General features: G+C 61.0%; 20 protein-coding genes and 1 tRNA gene. 14 read left to right on the forward strand and 7 right to left on the reverse strand.

Annotation, left to right across the window (positions count from 1 at the left end):
- Positions 1–186 precede the first annotated feature (186 nt).
- Positions 187–582 carry a helix-turn-helix domain-containing protein gene (locus tag ACQ66M_RS05880; protein WP_350172651.1) on the forward strand — a complete coding sequence of 132 codons (396 nt, stop codon included), beginning with the start codon at positions 187–189 and terminating at the stop codon, positions 580–582.
- Between the two features lie 32 nt (positions 583–614).
- Positions 615–1,490 (forward strand): inositol monophosphatase family protein, encoded by an 876-nt coding sequence (locus ACQ66M_RS05885; protein WP_430402529.1) that lies wholly within the window; start codon positions 615–617, stop codon positions 1,488–1,490.
- 78 nt (positions 1,491–1,568) lie between these two features.
- Here ACQ66M_RS05885 and ACQ66M_RS05890 read toward each other — a convergent pair whose 3' ends face one another.
- Entirely contained in the window at positions 1,569–1,901 is a 333-nt protein-coding gene (locus ACQ66M_RS05890; RefSeq protein WP_299949399.1) for a PRC-barrel domain-containing protein, read from the reverse strand.
- A 78-nt stretch (positions 1,902–1,979) separates the two neighbouring features.
- Positions 1,980–2,798 carry a LytTR family DNA-binding domain-containing protein gene (locus ACQ66M_RS05895; protein ID WP_430402531.1) on the reverse strand — a complete coding sequence of 273 codons (819 nt, stop codon included), beginning with the start codon at positions 2,796–2,798 and terminating at the stop codon, positions 1,980–1,982.
- Between the two features lie 104 nt (positions 2,799–2,902).
- Here ACQ66M_RS05895 and ACQ66M_RS05900 point away from each other — a divergent pair, with 104 nt between their 5' ends.
- Complete coding sequence (locus ACQ66M_RS05900) at positions 2,903–4,111, forward strand: acyltransferase family protein (RefSeq protein ID WP_430402533.1); 1,209 nt, start codon at positions 2,903–2,905, stop codon at positions 4,109–4,111.
- Here ACQ66M_RS05900 and ACQ66M_RS05905 read toward each other — a convergent pair.
- Positions 4,065–5,039, reverse strand: coding sequence for a TraB/GumN family protein (locus ACQ66M_RS05905; protein WP_430402535.1), 975 nt, complete (start codon positions 5,037–5,039; stop codon positions 4,065–4,067). The two genes, ACQ66M_RS05900 and ACQ66M_RS05905, sit on opposite strands and share 47 nt — an antisense overlap.
- Positions 5,040–5,171: 132 nt before the next feature.
- Between ACQ66M_RS05905 and ACQ66M_RS05910 the strand changes: the two genes are divergently transcribed.
- The 3 genes from ACQ66M_RS05910 (at position 5,172) to ACQ66M_RS05920 (ending at position 6,924) form a co-directional block, all read left to right on the forward strand.
- Positions 5,172–5,248 (forward strand) — tRNA-Arg (locus ACQ66M_RS05910).
- Positions 5,249–5,320: 72 nt separating this feature from the next.
- Positions 5,321–6,169 carry a CPBP family intramembrane glutamic endopeptidase gene (locus ACQ66M_RS05915; protein WP_034736811.1) on the forward strand — a complete coding sequence of 283 codons (849 nt, stop codon included), beginning with the start codon at positions 5,321–5,323 and terminating at the stop codon, positions 6,167–6,169.
- A 263-nt stretch (positions 6,170–6,432) separates the two neighbouring features.
- Entirely contained in the window at positions 6,433–6,924 is a 492-nt protein-coding gene (locus ACQ66M_RS05920; protein WP_430402537.1) for a GNAT family N-acetyltransferase, read from the forward strand.
- A gap of 157 nt (positions 6,925–7,081) precedes the next feature.
- On the opposite strand, the gene ACQ66M_RS05925 is transcribed toward ACQ66M_RS05920, so the two are convergent.
- Positions 7,082–8,671: an alpha/beta fold hydrolase gene (locus ACQ66M_RS05925; protein ID WP_350172664.1), complete on the reverse strand. Its 1,590-nt coding sequence runs from the start codon at positions 8,669–8,671 to the stop codon at positions 7,082–7,084.
- Between the two features lie 180 nt (positions 8,672–8,851).
- Complete coding sequence (locus ACQ66M_RS05930; RefSeq protein ID WP_430402539.1) at positions 8,852–9,208, reverse strand: hypothetical protein; 357 nt, start codon at positions 9,206–9,208, stop codon at positions 8,852–8,854.
- 291 nt (positions 9,209–9,499) lie between these two features.
- On the opposite strand from ACQ66M_RS05930, the gene ACQ66M_RS05935 reads away from it, so the two are divergent.
- From ACQ66M_RS05935 to ACQ66M_RS05955, 5 genes are all read left to right on the forward strand, one after another.
- On the forward strand, positions 9,500–9,853 hold the full coding sequence (locus tag ACQ66M_RS05935; RefSeq protein WP_430402541.1) for a hypothetical protein: 354 nt from the start codon (positions 9,500–9,502) through the stop codon (positions 9,851–9,853).
- A gap of 14 nt (positions 9,854–9,867) precedes the next feature.
- Positions 9,868–10,755, forward strand: coding sequence for an OmpA family protein (locus tag ACQ66M_RS05940; protein WP_430402543.1), 888 nt, complete (start codon positions 9,868–9,870; stop codon positions 10,753–10,755).
- 184 nt (positions 10,756–10,939) lie between these two features.
- Complete coding sequence (locus tag ACQ66M_RS05945; protein ID WP_430402545.1) at positions 10,940–11,272, forward strand: hypothetical protein; 333 nt, start codon at positions 10,940–10,942, stop codon at positions 11,270–11,272.
- Positions 11,273–11,347: 75 nt separating this feature from the next.
- A complete protein-coding gene (locus ACQ66M_RS05950) occupies positions 11,348–11,542 on the forward strand; it encodes a hypothetical protein (protein ID WP_350172674.1) in 195 nt (64 codons plus the stop codon).
- A 157-nt stretch (positions 11,543–11,699) separates the two neighbouring features.
- On the forward strand, positions 11,700–12,224 hold the full coding sequence (locus tag ACQ66M_RS05955) for a thioesterase family protein (protein ID WP_350172676.1): 525 nt from the start codon (positions 11,700–11,702) through the stop codon (positions 12,222–12,224).
- Here ACQ66M_RS05955 and cdd read toward each other — a convergent pair.
- Complete coding sequence (cdd, locus tag ACQ66M_RS05960) at positions 12,221–12,625, reverse strand: cytidine deaminase (protein ID WP_430402547.1); 405 nt, start codon at positions 12,623–12,625, stop codon at positions 12,221–12,223. The two genes, ACQ66M_RS05955 and cdd, sit on opposite strands and share 4 nt — an antisense overlap.
- 132 nt (positions 12,626–12,757) lie before the next feature.
- On the opposite strand from cdd, the gene ACQ66M_RS05965 reads away from it, so the two are divergent.
- The 3 genes from ACQ66M_RS05965 (at position 12,758) to ACQ66M_RS05975 (ending at position 15,403) form a co-directional block, all read left to right on the forward strand.
- On the forward strand, positions 12,758–13,681 hold the full coding sequence (locus ACQ66M_RS05965) for a nucleoside hydrolase (RefSeq protein WP_430402549.1): 924 nt from the start codon (positions 12,758–12,760) through the stop codon (positions 13,679–13,681).
- Complete coding sequence (locus ACQ66M_RS05970) at positions 13,678–14,529, forward strand: ribokinase (RefSeq protein ID WP_430402551.1); 852 nt, start codon at positions 13,678–13,680, stop codon at positions 14,527–14,529. The genes ACQ66M_RS05965 and ACQ66M_RS05970 overlap by 4 nt, the downstream gene beginning before the upstream one ends.
- Positions 14,530–14,608: 79 nt before the next feature.
- Positions 14,609–15,403: a S1/P1 nuclease gene (locus tag ACQ66M_RS05975; RefSeq protein ID WP_350172684.1), complete on the forward strand. Its 795-nt coding sequence runs from the start codon at positions 14,609–14,611 to the stop codon at positions 15,401–15,403.
- Between the two features lie 6 nt (positions 15,404–15,409).
- On the opposite strand, the gene rpoN is transcribed toward ACQ66M_RS05975, so the two are convergent.
- Positions 15,410–16,909, reverse strand: a complete 1,500-nt coding sequence (rpoN, locus tag ACQ66M_RS05980) for an RNA polymerase factor sigma-54 (protein WP_430402553.1) — start codon at positions 16,907–16,909, stop codon at positions 15,410–15,412.
- Positions 16,910–16,915: the final 6 nt, after the last annotated feature.

Raw genomic sequence — 16,915 nt, forward strand, 5'->3', positions numbered from 1 at the left:
AGTGCAAGACCAGAAATATGTTGCGGTGCACAAATAAGCAAGCGCAGGAATGTCGCACGTGTGCAATTAACCTCAACTGCCCGCATTTTGGGCACAGAAACCCCTTCCGGCACAGTGATTGCGTAGGACTTGCTCGAAATTCCTGTTTTGGGACGTGAATCGTCCTGCTGTAGTTTGGAGTAAGAAATGGCTGACGAAACAGATCTGCACGTGGGCAAGCGCCTTCGCCGCCGCCGCCGGCTGCTGGGCATGACCCAGCAGGACCTTGCCGGCCAGGTTGGCGTTCGCTTCCAGCAAATCCAGAAATACGAATGCGGTGCCAATCGCATCACGTCCTCGCGCCTTTACGAATTGTCGCGCGCGCTGAACGTGTCTGTGCAGTATTTCTTTGACGGTATTCCGGCGGCCGATGCCCCGGATGCGGCCAATGATGCCGAGCACATGGAAGGCGATATCCTCTCGCAGAAGGAAACGCTGGAACTGGTGCGCGCCTATTACCGCCTGGGTGAGCGCCCGCGCCGCCGCCTGCTTGAGCTGGCCAAGGCGCTGGAAGGCGACCAGTCGAGCCACGGCGCCGCTTGACGCCCGGTCCCCGGCATGGCTAGCCCTGCCAGATGCCAGACGGAATAATCCTTGAAGATGAGCTTGCCCTTGCCGGGCAGCTCGCAGATGCGGCCTGGACAGCCATCCGGCCGCATTTTCGTGCGCTGAATACGGTCGACAACAAGGCGCAGGAACCAGCACCCGCCCCCTCTGCCGTGCGCCCCCAGCCCAGCGCCCGGCCCGCAATCCCTGCACCACCTGAATTTGATCCCGTCACAGAAGGCGACAGGGCAGCCGAGCGCGCCATCCGCGCCATCCTGGAGGCCGAACGTCCCCATCACGGGGTGACTGGCGAGGAATATCCCGAAACGCCCTCCAGCAGCGGCTATCGCTGGCTGATCGACCCGATTGACGGCACGCGGGCCTTTGTCGCCGGCCTGCCGGTCTGGACCACATTGATTTCGCTGGTGGGCCCGGATGACATCCCGGTCATCGGCATTATCGACCAGCCTGTCCTGGGCGAACGCTATGTCGGCTGGCCCGGCGGCGCTGAACTCCAGACGCCCAATGCCCGAACCCCCATTCGCGTGTCGCCCTGCAATGACCTTCGCCAGGCGATGATTGCCACAACTGACCCCTTTATCCTGAACCCGGCCGAGCAGGGCGCCTGGGCGCACCTGCGCGCGACCGCCCGCATCTGTCGCTATGGCCTTGATGCCTATGCCTATGCGCGCCTCGCGGCCGGCACGATCGACCTTGTCGCGGAAACCGGCCTGAAAGCCTGGGACGTTGCCGCACTCATCCCGGTCGTACGCGGCGCTGGCGGCATGGCGACCGACTGGCGGGGAAATGCGCCCAAGCTCGGCGGCCAGATTGTCTGCGCCTCCAGCGAAGGCGTGCTGGAACAGGCCCTTCTGGCCCTGCGCCGCTCAGCCACGCTCGCCTGACGCATTCTCCTGCCTGACCGGCGCATGCAAAAAGACCGGCCCCGAAAGACCGGTCAATTTGCGCGAGAACCGAACTGATCAGCCGTAGTGCGTTGTCATCGACGTGCGGAACTGCGGGTCGGCAAAATCCGGCCACTTGTCCTTGTCGAAACCTGGCGCATTTTTCAGCCGGTCCTTCTCGACATTGAGGACCATATGCTTGTTCTCACGGTCAACGCTGAGGCGATTGAAGGGAACGGCGAAATACTTGTCGCCCATGCCGAGAAAGCCGCCAAAGCTCAGGACGGCATATTCGATCTGGCCGCTGCCGGTGTCGACCATGAGGTCCTCGATCTTGCCGAGATCCTCGCCTTGCGCGTTGTGAACCGAGTCTCCGTTGATCGAAGAAGCAGACAAGAGGGAATGTGTCATGGCGTTTCCTTTCCTGGTAACCGTTATGAAAAGGAAATGCGCAGCACCGCGGCAATGTTCCACGCGCGTGAACTAAAATTACGGAGAGGTGGTGAGCCCTTCCCGATAGCGCCGGCTGCCCATGATCACACGGCCGTCGTCAAGGGTGATGTCCAGGTCGCCCGAAGCGCGCGGCTTGAAGGCGGCGATGTGTGCCTTGTTGACCAGCCGCGAGCGGTGCACCCGCACGAAACCGTGCTCACTGAGGCGCGCCTCCCAGGTTGCCAGCGTGCCGCGCACGAGGTGAACACGGTCTTTCGTGCGGAACTGGACATAATTTCCGGCAGCTTCGACTTCGAGGATATCACCTGGAGGCAGGAAGAGCGCCTTGTTGCCTTCCCGGATTTCTATGCGTTCGCCGACCGGTTTCGCCCTGCGCGCCAGGATGAGTGGATAAACCCAGTAGGTGCCCGCCAGGACTGCATAACTGACGACATCCTTGCGCCACTCATAAACCAGCGGCAGCAGAATTCCCTGATCGAAAAATCCGTATCGTTCACCGAGCAGGGAAAAGCAGGCCAGCCGGATCAGAACCATTCCACCAATATGTAGCAGTGAAATGGGTAGCGTGATCGCAAGATGGCCAAGAATGAATTGCGGAATGTTGTCCTGCCGGGGCGGCAGTTTGTGAATCGCATACCCGATCAGCGGCGCCAGCAGCAGCCAGAGAATGTAGCTCGACCCTTCCGTTATCAGCGGCACGGTCAGGGAAACGGCGTCACCGTCGCTTGTGGCCTCCAGTACAATCGACGTGATGTTCACCAGACCGTTGACGAACCCGAGCACTGCGATCGCGATCCAGGGACCCGTCAGAAATGACCGGGCACCGCTCGTCACGCCAGCTCCACCACTCGTCACCCTGCCGCCTCCGCTCGCCCCGGCATGCTGCCGCTCGTGGCGTGAGGATAGCGTACGGATCAGGATCGCGAAAGGAAGGGCTGACCCAAAGGAGATGCCTCACAATGACAACCCGCCGACATGATCTCGACTGGCTCCGCATTGGTGCCTTTGCCCTGCTGATTCTCTACCATGTCGGCATGTTCTACGTGACGTGGGACTGGCATGTGAAATCGTCTCACGCTGGCGCGCTGATCGAGCCGCTGATGTGGCTCCTGAATCCGTGGCGCCTCACATTGCTGTTCCTGATATCCGGCGCGGCGACGCGCTTCATGGCGGACAAGATGAGCATCGGCCAGCTTACGAAGGCCCGGATGGGCCGTCTGTGGCCGCCTCTCCTGCTGGCCATGTTCGTGATCGTGCCGCCGCAAAGCTATTATGAAGTTCTCGAAGCCATGACGGCTCTCGGGCAGGATCCCGGCCCGTGGCTGGAAAACTTCTACCTGAAATATGTCACCGGCACCGGCAATTGGTGCGACGCTGACGGCTGCCTCGAGACACCCACTTACAACCACATGTGGTTCGTCGCATTCCTCATCATTTACTCGCTGGCATTGCTGCCGCTCATTCCCCCGATGCGCCGCATGCCGAAGGCCGTGTCCTTGCTGATCAAGGGGCCCGGGCTGTTTATCACGCCCTGGCTGTTCCTGTTTGCCACGCGCGCCTTCCTGTTTCCCATATTCGGTGAAAGCCACGATTTCCGAAAAGACGGTTACCTTCATACGCTGTATTTCGGCACCTTCCTGTTCGGATATGCCATCGCCAAGCACCAGCCCTTCTTTGACGCGTGCGTCCGGTGGCGATGGCTGGCTTTAAGCCTCATGTTCGTCGCATGGGGCGCATTGATGATTTACTATCATGCCTGGTCAGACGGCAGCATGCCGCCAGAATGGCTGCGCATGACCTTCCGCGGTGTGCGCGAATTGCAGGCATGGACCGCCATTGTTGCCCTGATGGGATTTGCACACCTTCACTTGCGGCAAAATGACGGGCCTGCCCGCCGCACGCTGACCGAGGCAATCTTCCCGATCTACCTGATCCACCAGACAATCATCGTTGTTGTCGCCTATTATCTCGCCAAGGTCGGCATGCCGATTGCGATCGAGGCGCCCATCTTGATTGCCATCACGGTCGCAGGGTGCTGGCTGTTCTACGATATCGGACGCCGCATTCCGTTCCTGCGCATCTGGATCGGCCTGCGGTCGCGGTCAAAAGAGACAGCGAGACCTATGGTCCCGTCACCTCAAGTCCCTGTTCGCGAAGGATCGCAATGACGCTGTCATCGCCCGCCAGGTGGCCTGCGCCCACAGCGATGAGGCGGGTTCCGGGCGTGTCCAGCATGGCCGCGATCTTGGGCGCCCAGATCTCGTTGCGATCCTTCAGGAGGGCGTCATAGATCGCGTCTGAGCCCATCATCTCGGGATTGGCCAGCAGCACGCCGAGCCCGTTTACATCGCCATCGGCCCATTCATCGACAAGCGTATCCAGCATGTCTGCACCCTCATCGATGGACTCGGCCGAACTGATCAGGAAATCAACCTGCACATCGTCAGGTAGGCTGGCGAGCCGCCCGAGCTGTTCATCCACGGTCTCAAGATAGGCGAAAGCCTTGCCGTCTTCCCGGCCCTCAGCCATCAGCACCTGCTCAACACCGGAACCGGGGTCGAAACCATCCTTCTGCATCTGCATGACGGACAGGTTGATGGCCGCAAACCAGGGCCGCATGTTCTGCACGGCTCCCAGCGGCAGGCCGACATAATCAAGCGCCGCCTGAAGCTCGAGTTTCTCGGCGTCATCCAGCAGGTTGGTCAGCTGGCCGCCATTGGCAAACAGGCCCTTGTCGCGGACAAATTTCATCATCTCCGCGCCAGCCTCCGGGCTCGACACATCGGCCTCGAACACCAGCGTATCTGCCGCCTCCATCGCGGCATTGATTTCGTCGCTGCGCCATTCAAGGCCCGGCCGCAGCAGGTGAACCGTGCCCATGATGTAAAGTGTCGTGTCCTCGTCCGAAACCTCCCAGACAGCAGGCGTTCCGGGGCCTCGAGAGGCCCTGGCCGCCGCCAGCGCCGCGTCGGCGGCCGCGTCCTGCTCTGCTTTCGCAGCTGCAGCCTCCGCAGCAATCGACGCTGCATCCGGCGCCTTCTCCTTGCAGGCTGCCGGGCCGATCAGCGCGAGGCCGATGATCAGAGACAGGGCCAAGCCGGAGTTGCGCATCTGGACGTTCCTTATTCAAGCCCGACCTAGCTAGCGCATATTCCCGCAGGCGCAAACGATACGCCCGCCTTTCACCGTTGCACCCCTGCCCGGCTTGTCCTAAAGACAGCCCACTTCGCACCCATAGCTCAGCTGGATAGAGCGCTGCCCTCCGAAGGCAGAGGTCACAGGTTCAAATCCTGTTGGGTGCACCATTCGCGAAGTGTCCATTCCGGGCCCTTCGAAAAGCACTGGACAAATTATCGAAATTCGATATGCCGTCGCAGATGACAAATTCTCAAATCGATCGGCGGGATGCCTGGATAACGATTTCCATATTCATGGGAATCCTGTGCGGCCTGAGCGCGATTGCGCATTTTGCAATCCTCGAACTCAATCCCACCAGCCTCTATGTCGGCGCATTGATGCTGTGTCCGGCGATCGCCGCCCTGGTGACGCAAAAGATCAGGGGCCGCACAATTTCCAGCCTGCCGTGGGCATGGGGCAACTGGCGCAGTAATATTCAGGCGTACTTCATACCGGCAGCTTATATCACATTGGCGTACTGTCTGATCTGGGCATTCGGGCTGGGGGCCCCGCTCAATCCTGAAACCATTACCGAATGGTCTGATGAACTCGGCTTTCCACCGAATGTGCCTGCCTTGTCGATGTTTGTAATGATCGGCCTGCTGGCCAGCGTCCAGTTCGTCAAATCCCTCGGATCAATTGCCGGGGAAGAGATCGGCTGGCGCGGCTTTCTTGTCTGGGAATTGCGCAAGGTCATGCCCTTTGGCGCCGTGTCCATTTTGAGCGGCCTTATCTGGGCAGCCTGGCACTACCCCATCGTCATCAAATATGGCGGAGGCAATCCCGTATTTCAGGTCGCGTGTTTCACGCTCATGATAACAAGCATGTCCGTGATCATGACGTATTTCACGTTCAAATCCGGAAGTGTCTGGCCCGCCGTCATATTTCACGGCGCCCATAATATTTTCATCCAGAAGATATTCACGCCCCTCACCGTGGATACCGAGGGCACGCAAATGTGGATCGACGAATACGGACTCATGATCCCGCTTATTGTGACCGGCTTTGCCTTCTTCTACTGGCGGAAGGCGAAGGCCGAAGGATTCTAGGAGAGCTGTCAACCGCGGCCTGAACGGGAGTGGACCTACCAGCGTTTTCAAGACCGCAATTTTCTGGCAAAAGCGAAGCGGAAAAGGTTCTCACTTTCACCCCCTCCGGTGCACCATATTCCCACCACTCGGGAACGAAATACGGCACTGATCGGCCGAGTCCAGTTCGGGGTGAGAAACGGTCGTTCCCGCAGTTGGCTTCTAGCGGCATGTAGGCGGGACAAAGCTGACAGTCGTAGCTCAGTTATGATACTTACACCGCTATGACTGACCTGCAGATCATCCCGTACACACCCGAACGGCGAAGCGCAGTTCTTGACCTTACTGCTTCAGCTTGGTCGCCGGTTTTCGCTAACACTCGCCATGAGGTGCCCGACTTTGTGTATGACGCCTTTTATCCTAACGGCTGGCAAGAACGTCAGATTGAAGACGTTGGTGCCCTACTAGACCAAAACGAAGTCAGCGTTTGGCTTCTTCTGGATGGCCAGCGTCTGCTTGGGTTTTTCGGATTGCAGCTGCATCCAGAAGATCAAATGGGCGCAATTCATATCATAGCTATTGCACCGGATCGGCAGAGGCAGGGTTTGGGCAGGCACTTGATGCAGTTTGCCGAAGCGCAGATCAGGGATGCGGGTATGTCGATGGTCATGGTCGAGACTGTAGGCGACTCAGGACATGCGCCAGCACGTGCTGCGTATGAAGCATCCGGCTATCAACGCTGGCCCGTTGCCAGGTATTTCAAAAAGCTTAAGTGAACGGTCAGGGCCAGCAATTGCCGTTCCCGAAGCCGAGGGTCACTGGCAACAGCAGGGTCGCAAGCGGTCATAGGTCCAGCCGTTGACTAATTACTTACGCGTTCCCAGCTTCATCCTCTCCGGCGCACCATTTGCCTCGCGTGCTGACACGTCTTGCCTAGGTGAGCAGAAAGCGCCGAACTGCTTCAACAAATTCCACCGAAGCCGGCTCGCGGCCGAGGAGGAGGTGGTTGTTGCTGTCGAGGCCAATGAATTGCGCATTGGGTATCTGTGCGGCGAGCGCGCGGCCGGACGCTACGGGTATGCGCAGGTCTCCGCGGCAGTGGAGGACAAGTGTCGGGGCAGTGACATCCTTCAAACGATGCCTGACGTCGATATCTGCGAATGCGTGCAGGAAGCGAACGGCGTTCTCCGGCGAGGTCGTGTTCTTCTGGAATTCATCAAACCAGGCGAGTTCCTCCAGCGTCGCATCGGGCATGAAGGTCTGGGAAAAGAGGTGCCTGTAGGACGGATTGGTCTGGCCCCAGCCGGTTTCAGTCAGCACCATTACGGCCTCGCGCTCCCTCACCTGTTCCGGTGTCGCTGTGTGCCGCCAGCCGGCGGCGTAGCTGCCAAACAGGATGAGATGGGACACCCGGTCAGGATGGCGGGCCGCATATTCGATGGATACGGCAGCGCCCTGGCTGATGCCGAGAAGCGGAAATCGATCCAGCCCTGCTGCATCGACGATCCGCTCAAGGTCGGAGACAAAGGAGTCGAGACTGATGTCTGACACATCCCAGTCCGAGAGACCACATCCGCGTTCGTCATAGCGTATGAAGTGGAACGTCTTGCTGAGTTCCCGGAACAGGGGACTCCATATCGGCGCCTCCCAGTCCAGTTCGAGATGTGAGAGCCAGTTGGCCGCCTTTACCAGCGGAGGATTGTCCGGTGAACCGACACTTGCCCATGCCAGCGAGGTCTTGTCCTCGGTCTCGATGAGACGGACAACTTGACGCGAAGAAGGCGGTGCTTGCTCCTCGGTTGCGATGACAGCCTTGGGAATCTCCGCACTGTATGGATCGGATGCCCAATCGGGCACTTGGAGGCTGGCATCCCGAAAAGCCTTTTCCAGTTCGTCCGCCAGCGTGTTGGCTTCGCGTTCGCGCCCCAGCTGGCGACGGCCGGCAACGGCATACCTGGCCGCCAGCGGGTCGAACGGCGCATCGGAGAGCCAGCGATCCGCCCAACGCTCTCTGTCTTCCGGCGCAAGGCCGGGAAAAACGGCAAGCCTGCGCGCCATGCGGATGCGCATACGGCTTGCATCGTTACGCTGTTGTTCCAGCCATGACGTGTAGACGCTCTGGTTCGGCAGTTCGCAGTCTTCCAGCAGGAGGTGACTGGCGGTTTCCCACGCGCGCTCCAGTTCGCCGACTTCCGCCTCATTGCTGTTGGCGCACTTGCGCACAGCGTGAAAGTCAATGGCGACGCTGGCAATGTCCAGATGTATGCGCTCACGGTCCGACAGGAGGCGCGTCTGGCTGCCAGCATCGATCAGGGGCCGCAACTTGCTGAGTGACCAGCGCAAGGCGCCTCTCGGGTCATCGGGAATATCCCAGAAGAGCTCGCAAAGCGAATCCCGGCGTTGCGGCGACCCCGACAATGCCAGATATCCCAGCAGGGCACGCGTCTTCCGCGAAGCAGGAAGCGTTAGCTCCGTGCGTCCCATGAAGACCCGCAGCGGGCCGAAAGTCTGAATTGCTAGCATGGCAAACACTTGTAAGGCCGTCACGGGCTCTGCAGGAACCGAAAACCCGGGATTTCCCGAACCGCATGAGGCTAGCTCGAATATCAGCACTTTTTGAGGGCACCAAAGCGCAAAAAGGTGGCGCCCAAGAAAAAAGCCTCGCGCATGCGCGAGGCTTTTCCACGGTTCAGGCGGTGGCAACTAGTCCTGAGACGCCACACGTGTACGGTCGACCTGACCGGTCTGTAGATGGTGATACGCGGCAAGCGCAGGAAAGCGCGTTTCAGTGACGGCATTTTCCATAAGCTCGGCTTCACACTTCCTCACGAAGGCGTGCGGTGCACGCAACATCGACACCCACGCCCTGGGCTGGCAGGCATCTGCGGCAACGTCCTTGAAGTCGAGGTATGTCTCTTGAACGGGTTTGTCTCGCGAAAACTCGAAAGCCACCTGGAATGTCTCTTCCATGGCGTTGGCGTTTGCAGACATTGCGATACCCAGGCCCAGGGTCGCTGTGACGAGAAGTTTGCAGGCGCGGTCGAATATAGAAATGGTCATGAGTTGAGTCCTTTGTTTTGTGGTTGATGGCGGCCTGATGGACCCAAAATGTGGTAGCGAGCGTGGTAGCCTCTGTAGCCTTCACGCCGGAACCGCGTTGGAATTGCGTTTGAACGCTACCCCCGCATACGACTCCCCCTCATCAGTCCGGCCGGGCGTCCTGACGGATGAGCGCGCCTCCCGGGCTACCTGACCCCGAAATCTAAATGCAGCGCGGATGGAACCCTTCCCCTCCGAGCGCATCTCCTTGACAGGCCGCACATCGGTGCACGAGCCCTCAGGGAGTTAACAATGAACAAGATACTTGTTGCGGTATTGCTCGGAGGCACGCTTTTGGCCGCGCCGGCAGCCTTTGCAGACGAGGCGCGTGACACGCTGCTGAAGACAGAGGCGCAGATCGAGGCGCTCGATTCGGCGGATGCAGCTATGGCCGCCTCCGTTGATTATCAGGAGACCCAGCTGCGCCTTCAGGAAGCGCGCGATGCAGAAGCAAAGGGCCACGATGAAGAATCGATCTGGCGCTCACAGGAAGCCGCCCTGCACGGCGAAATCGTCAAGGAAAAAGTCAAGCTCCACGCCCTCGAACGCACCGTGACGGAAATCAAGACCGGCATCGAAACGCTTCGCCGCGAACTCGTCTCATAAGGTAGACCCACATCATGTCACATTATCTCAAGACCACGGCCGCTGTTGCGGTGCTTTCAATGGCCCTTGCCGGCTGCGCCTCGGCGCCGGAGCCCAGCACACGCCTGATCACCGCCGAACAGTCGCTGATGGCTGCCCGCGCCGATCCTGCCGTCGTGCAGATGGGGCGGACATCGCTGGAAAAAGCCGGCGTATCCCTCGATGACGCGCGGGAACATTATATGGACCGCGACGAGGACGACTATATCCACGCGATCCGCATGGGCGAAGGCTATGTCGCGCTGGCGAAGGCCCGCGGCGACCAGATGAAAGCGGAAGCCGAGATTACGGCCCTCAACGCTGAACGGGCTGAAATCGTTGCGGAAACCCGCAGGCTGGAGGTCGCCCGCGCCGAGGCCGCAGCACTGGATGCACAGTTGCAAACCGCGTCCGCGGAGGCGCGCGCCGATCAGTCTGATGCCAGTGCCGCGACATCACGGGCCCTGGCAGCGCAATCGGAAGCCCGTGCACAGGCCCTCCGCGAAGAACTGGCTGACTATGAGCTGAAGCAATCCGCGCTTGGCATGACCATGATCCTTCAGGATCTGCAGTTCGCGACGAATTCAGCTGTCCTGACCTCTGGCGCACAAGGCCGGCTGGCTCCGCTTGCAAGCTTTCTTGGCAAGCAGCCAGAGGCGCGCATACAGGTCGTTGGCCATACTGATGCGCAGGGCGATAATGCGTTTAACCAGGACCTGTCACAACGCCGGGCTGCTTCTGTAGGCGCCTATCTTGCGTCCACAGGTATTGATGCAATCCGTATCGAGACGCTTGGTAAAGGCGAGTCGAGCCCGGTTGCGGACAATGACACCGTGGCCGGCCGAACAGCCAACCGCCGCGTTGAAGTCACAATCCTCGACTGATCCGGCAGGCTGACTATCAAACAGTGATCAAGGCGGCCGCTTGTGCCGCCTTTTTTTTTCATCCCGTCTCCCCCCGGGCTGTGCGCAATCGCCTAGGTAATTCTGCGTATTCTTCGCGTATGCCCCGCCCGGTAGAATTCCACATGCTCAGTATGTGCGTAGTCGAACGTGTGGGGGACAGCAGATGCTATTGAACAGTAAAATCCCAGGTGTGCCGGATCCCGTCACGTTTGAGGCTTTCGCCGATGGGCTGGAGCAGTCGATCGTCCATCTCAGGGCGATCACCTGGACCGCCACGGGCGATGAGGAGGTTGCAGAGCGCATTGTCGCCGGCTTCCTGCTGCAGATTCTCGAGCAGGAAATTCCGCCCCCGGCAGAAATACTGTCCGACACGATTGAAACGCTCTATCTCGCCTATCTCGCCGACGCCCTCGAGACGGACATCGTCAGGATCCCGGCCGTTGACGGAGAGTCTGTCTACCTCTCCCTCGAACAGCTCAGCGAGCTCTTGCGCTAGTCCCCGCGCGCAGAATGCCCCAGTCGATCACCCCTGAACGCGCCATGCTGCGGCGGGCCAAGAAAGCATCCTCCCTTGACGCATGATGATGAAGATGGCCCCTCGCCCGCCCTTCCCAAGCCGCACCTCAATGGCGGCAGTTCAGGCGAGATACCGCCCACGGTTCGTGATGCCATCCGGTCAGCCGCGCAGGACAGGACAGACACCCCGCTGTCGGACCGCCTGAAGGGGCTTCTCCAGCGCATCCGGAAGCTGACGTCCCGGGATTGACGCGGCCGCATATGGGGGCCGCGCCCTGCTCTCTCATGTTTTATTAGCGTGTCACTGCGAGACTCGCCTGCGGTCTGGCGTTTGCAGGATGCAGGCCGGGAGCGGGCCGTCAGGCGATAGCCCGTGAAAGGCGGATCGTCGGGAGCGAGAGGCAGTCATGAACCTTTTTTTTCGGTTCCTCAGAATATTCCTTCCCGCATATTTTTCGGGAAAGCGCACAGCCCCGCTGGACGTGCACGTCATCAAGTCAGCGGTCTGGATCGGTGATCATGACCCGATGGGGCACATGACCAATTCGCGTTACGCCTCGTTCACCGATCTCGGCATGCTCAATTACATCGCGCGTACCGGGTTCCTGAGGGTCTTCCGCAAGCATGGCTGGACGCCGATCATCCAGAGCGAGGCAATCAGCTTTCACCGCATGATGCGCTTCCCGCAGAAGTTCGAGCTGCACACCCGGCCCGTCGGCTGGGAAGGCAGCTATATCCTGTTCGAACACGCGTTTCAGTCAAAGGGCAGGATTGTCGCCGAAAGCCGGATGGTCGCCCGCCTTGTCGGCCGCAAGAAGGAACGCGTCACCATCGACATGGTCTTTGACGCCTACGGTCTCCATATGGACAGCCCGGAGATTTCCCCGGCTTTCCGCGCGATGCTCGATGACCTCAAAGCAGCCCGTCCCTAGAACGCGAAGCCGTTCGGCAGAAGCGCTTCCGGCGTGGTCATTTCTATCGCGTCACCCTCTTCGGCGGCGCAACAGACCCGCGTTCCGGCCACTGCAAGTTCGGCGATCCGCTGGCGACACCCGCCACATGGGGTAATCAGCCTGTCCCCGCCTGCCACGATCACGATGGCCCGGCACGTCTTGCCGCCGGACGCCACCATCGTGCCCAGGGCGACGGCTTCCGCACATGTGCCAAGCGGGTAAGCGGCATTCTCCATGTTGCAGCCCACCGAGACCACACCGCGTTCGTCGAGCACCGCAGCGCCGACCTTGAACCGCGAATACGGCGCATGGGCATTCAGGCGCGCCTTGCGCGCGGCTGCAATCAGGGATGAAACATCTGTTTCAGACAGATTTGTCATAAAATATCCCAAGCTTTCCGTGGGTTGAAAACAGTTCACCGCCTGATCTCGCTTGCCCGGACGGGCCTGTTGGTTAGCATGCCCGCCAACCGGCCCACAAGGCCAGAGAAAAGGGAAGCCGAGGAACGCATGGTGCAACGTCCGATCATCATAGACTGCGATCCGGGGGTCGATGACGCCGTCATGCTGATGATGGCGCTGGCCAGCCCGGCATTGGACGTGCGCGCTATAACGACAGTGGCCGGCAATGTGCCGCTGAACCTGACCAGCCGGAATGCGCGCATGATGTGTCAGATCATGGACCGGGCCGACCTGCCGGTTTTCGCCGGATGCCCCCGCCCGATCTTGCGCGAGCCTGTCACGGCAGAACATTTTCACGGCGATAGCGGGATTGCGGGCCTCGACCCGTTCGAACCCGATGTGCCGCTCGCGGCGGGCCATGCAGTCCAGCACCTGATCGACACGCTACGCGCGGCAAAGCCTGGCGAATACACGATCGTCGTGACCGGTCCGCTGACCAATATCGCGACCGCCATCATCATGGCGCCGGACATTGCACGCGGCATTGACCGGCTGGTCATCATGGGCGGTGCCGATACCGAGGGGGGCAACATCACACCGTTCGCCGAGTTCAACATCTTTGCTGACCCGCACGCCGCCGCGATCGTCCTCGACAGCGCCATCCCGGCCACATTGCTCAGTCTCGATGTCACCCACCAGGTGCGCGCCGAGCCCGAGCGCCTCGCCGCCCTGCGTACATTGCCGGGGCCGCGCGTCGCGATCATGGTGCAGCTGCTGGAGGCGGCCAATGTGCTGGAAGCGCGCTGGAAGGAAGGCCGCATGACGCCCATGCACGACCCGTCCACCATCGCCTGGCTGCTGGCGCCTGACCTGTTCGGAAGTCGTCAGGCAACCGTCACCGCCGACACCGTACCGGGAGACCGTTTCGGGCAAACCCGCGTCGCCCCGTCTCACGACGGCCCGCACGAATGGGTGACCGTGGCTGATGCCGATGGATTCTTCGCCCTGATCGAACGACTGGTAAGCAACACATGATCACCGTGACCGGCTCCATCAATCTCGACATCGTCGCCACCGGTCCCAGCCTGCCCAGGCCCGGCGAAACAGTCACAAATGCCCGCCTCGCACGCCACCCCGGCGGCAAGGGCGCCAACCAGGCCCTGGCCGCGCGGCGGCTCGGTGCAGACGTGCGCCTCATCGGCGCGGTCGGTGCAGACGAGATGGCCGAGGAAGCTTTGAAGCTGCTGCAGGCCGGCGGCGTTGACCTTTCCGGTGTGCAGCACATCAATGGTGAAACCACCGGTGTTGCGCTGATCGCCGTCGCGGCCGATGGCGAGAACCTGATCGTGGTCTGCCCTGGTGCCAACAAGGCCCTCAGGCCGGCAGACGTTGCAGGACACGCAATCACGCACATGATGGGCGTCCTGGAAATCAGCGCCGATACATTGCTGGCAGCCTCCGAGGCGGCAACCGGCTTTGTCAGCCTGAACCTTGCCCCCGCCATGGCCGTGCCGGGCGCGCTCCTCGCCCGCGCCAGCCTGCTCTGCGTCAACGAAACCGAAGCGGCCTTCTATGGGGACGCGCTGCATGCGCATGGCGCACTGGTGGCCGTCTCGCGCGGCGGCGACGGCGCCGCGCTCTACCGAGACGGCAGGGAAATCGCCCGTGAGGCCCCGCCGCAGGTCCAGGTTGTCGACACGGTCGGCGCAGGTGACACATTCACTGCCGCCCTGACCGTCGCCCTGATCGAAGCCATGCCGGAGCCCGACGCCCTGCGCTTTGCGGTGACGGCCGGCGCACTTGCCTGCACCCGCCCAGGCGCCCAGCCGAGCCTGCCGCAGCGTGCCGAAGTTGACCGTCTCATGCGCCAAACGTGGCAATAATACCCGCGAGGCGGCATTGACCCAGCGCCACAAATCCTCTTGAGGTCCGGGCACACGTCCAGACCCGGAGACCGCCCCCATGACCCGCCTCCTGCTTCCCCTTCTGCTCACCCTAGCCGCCGCTCTTCCCGCCCATGCCTGGGGCAAGACCGGCCACCGCGTCGTCGGCGCCGTTGCGCAGACCTATCTCAGCCAGACTGCGGACGCGGCCGTGAAGGATATACTGGGGCCGGAAGGCATTGCCGAAGCATCCGACTGGCCTGATTTCATGCGCTCCAACCCTGACGCTTTCTGGCGGTCGGAAGCAAACCCCTATCATTATGTGACGGTCCCCAAGGGTACGACCTATGCCGAAGGCACGGCCCCGCCGGAGGGCGATGCCATCACCGCGCTCGCAAAATTCCGCACCATCGCGCTCAACCCGGATGCCTCGACAGAAGACCGCCAGCTTGCCCTGCGTTTCATCGTCCATCTCGTCGGCGACCTGCACCAGCCATTGCATGCGGGCAATGGCACCGACCGCGGCGGCAATCTTTTCACCTGCACCTTCTTCGAGGAAATGACCAACCTGCATGAAGTCTGGGACGCACGCCTGATCGAGCATGAGGAATTGTCCTATACCGAATGGACGCAATGGCTCGTCCAGAAGATAACACCGGACCAGCTTGGCGACTGGGCCAAGGCAGGCCCGTCCGACTGGGCCGACGAAAGCGCCGCCATCCGCGACACGATCTATCCCGATACGCAGATCCTGTCCTGGGATTATGTCTACCGGAGCCGCCCCGTCCTGCGCCAACGCCTGTCCATGGGCGGCGTGCGCCTTGCCGCCTATCTCAACGAAATGTTTGAGACGGCGGAACCTGTAACCGAATAACCGGCCTCAGGCGCTCGCGCGGTTGATGCGGCGGCGCTGGACGCTGGACGGGATGTTCAGGCTCTCGCGATACTTGGCCACGGTGCGCCGGGCGATGTCGATGCCGTAGCCGGTCAGGATTTCGACGATCTGGTCATCCGACAGGACGCCATCGTCCGTCTCGCCGTCGATCAGCACCTTGATCCGGTGACGCACGGCTTCAGCAGAATGCGCCTCGCCGCCGCCAGTGGCCGGGATCGAGGCGGAGAAGAAATATTTCAGCTCGAACAGGCCGCGCGGCGTTGCCATATACTTGTTTGACGTTACCCGGCTGACCGTGGATTCGTGCATCTCGATCACATCAGCCACCTGTTTCAGGTTCAGCGGCCGCAGGTGCGCCACGCCGTGCGCGAAGAAGGCATCCTGCTGACGCACGATCTCGCTCGCGACTTTCAGGATCGTCCGGGCACGCTGATCGAGCGATTTTATGAGCCAGGACGCGCTTGATGCACACTCGGAGATGAATTCCTTTTCCTTGTCGCGCATCGGCAGGGCCGTGACCTCGGCATAATACGCCTTGTCCATCAGCACGCGCGGCAATGTCTCGGAATTCAGTTCAACGGCAAACGTGCCATTGGGAAGCTCGCGCACGAAAACATCCGGTGCCACGGCAATCGTCGTATCGCTGGAAAAGCCGCTGCCCGGTTTCGGTGACAGCTGGCGCAGCTCGGTCAGCATGTCTGCAAGGTCGGCCTTGTCCACACCGCATTTGTCCGCCAGCGCCTTCAGGTCATGCCTGGCCACCATATCCAGATTGTCGAGCATGATTTCCATTGCCGGATCAAACCGGCCGCGTTCCTTCAGCTGCAGCGTCAGGCATTCGGGAATCGAGCGCGCCATCACGCCGGTCGGCTCGAAGCCCTGGCAAACCTCCAGCACGGCGGCAACATTGGCAATGTCCGCGCCCAGCGCCTTGGCGACATCTTCCAGCGGCGCGCGCAGGTAACCGGCCTCGTCCGTCTCGTCGATCAGGCGCGCGCCGATCAGGCGGTCCGCCGCCGACAGGCCGGCAATGTTCAACTGGTTGTGCAGGTGCTCCTGCAAGGTGGCGTCAGAGCTCAGGTTCGCAGCAAAATCATATTCCTCGCTATTGAAGCTGCCGCCCGATGTGGCGCTCGACCAGTCGGTCTGGGCCGAAGGGCCGGAGCCTTCCGCCGGCAGGGCAGCATCCGATCCCGTGCCCGGTTCAAACACATCTTCGCCCGGTGCATCGAGCTGGTCGCGGGCTGCGCCCATGCCGGAATTGTCATCCAGGGACAGCTGTTCACGGCGCGCTGGCGCTTCGCCCGGCTCGGCCGGTTCGCCGGCATTATCGTCTGCTTTGTTGAGCAACGGGTTGCGCTCGATCTCGGCCTCGACAAATTCGGCGAGTTCCTGATTGGAAAGCTGCAACAGCTTGATCGCCTGCTGGAGCTGCGGCGTCATTACCAGGGACTGGCCCTGGCGCATGTCGAGTGACTGTTTCATTCCTTA

This window comes from Hyphomonas sp. (assembly GCF_965284475.1).
Taxonomy (GTDB): Bacteria; Pseudomonadota; Alphaproteobacteria; order Caulobacterales; family Hyphomonadaceae; genus Hyphomonas.

Bases quoted from the DNA above. Each gene is read 5' to 3' on its own strand.
- ACQ66M_RS05880 (WP_350172651.1), top strand. From the start codon at position 187: ATGGCTGACGAAACAGATCTGCACGTGGGCAAGCGCCTTCGCCGCCGC.
- ACQ66M_RS05885 (WP_430402529.1), top strand. From the start codon at position 615: ATGCCAGACGGAATAATCCTTGAAGATGAGCTTGCCCTTGCCGGGCAG.
- ACQ66M_RS05890 (WP_299949399.1), bottom strand. From the start codon at position 1,901: ATGACACATTCCCTCTTGTCTGCTTCTTCGATCAACGGAGACTCGGTT.
- ACQ66M_RS05900 (WP_430402533.1), top strand. From the start codon at position 2,903: ATGACAACCCGCCGACATGATCTCGACTGGCTCCGCATTGGTGCCTTT.
- ACQ66M_RS05915 (WP_034736811.1), top strand. From the start codon at position 5,321: ATGACAAATTCTCAAATCGATCGGCGGGATGCCTGGATAACGATTTCC.
- ACQ66M_RS05920 (WP_430402537.1), top strand. From the start codon at position 6,433: ATGACTGACCTGCAGATCATCCCGTACACACCCGAACGGCGAAGCGCA.
- ACQ66M_RS05925 (WP_350172664.1), bottom strand. From the start codon at position 8,671: ATGCTAGCAATTCAGACTTTCGGCCCGCTGCGGGTCTTCATGGGACGC.
- ACQ66M_RS05930 (WP_430402539.1), bottom strand. From the start codon at position 9,208: ATGACCATTTCTATATTCGACCGCGCCTGCAAACTTCTCGTCACAGCG.
- ACQ66M_RS05935 (WP_430402541.1), top strand. From the start codon at position 9,500: ATGAACAAGATACTTGTTGCGGTATTGCTCGGAGGCACGCTTTTGGCC.
- ACQ66M_RS05940 (WP_430402543.1), top strand. From the start codon at position 9,868: ATGTCACATTATCTCAAGACCACGGCCGCTGTTGCGGTGCTTTCAATG.
- ACQ66M_RS05945 (WP_430402545.1), top strand. From the start codon at position 10,940: ATGCTATTGAACAGTAAAATCCCAGGTGTGCCGGATCCCGTCACGTTT.
- ACQ66M_RS05955 (WP_350172676.1), top strand. From the start codon at position 11,700: ATGAACCTTTTTTTTCGGTTCCTCAGAATATTCCTTCCCGCATATTTT.
- cdd (WP_430402547.1), bottom strand. From the start codon at position 12,625: ATGACAAATCTGTCTGAAACAGATGTTTCATCCCTGATTGCAGCCGCG.
- ACQ66M_RS05970 (WP_430402551.1), top strand. From the start codon at position 13,678: ATGATCACCGTGACCGGCTCCATCAATCTCGACATCGTCGCCACCGGT.
- ACQ66M_RS05975 (WP_350172684.1), top strand. From the start codon at position 14,609: ATGACCCGCCTCCTGCTTCCCCTTCTGCTCACCCTAGCCGCCGCTCTT.
- rpoN (WP_430402553.1), bottom strand. From the start codon at position 16,909: ATGAAACAGTCACTCGACATGCGCCAGGGCCAGTCCCTGGTAATGACG.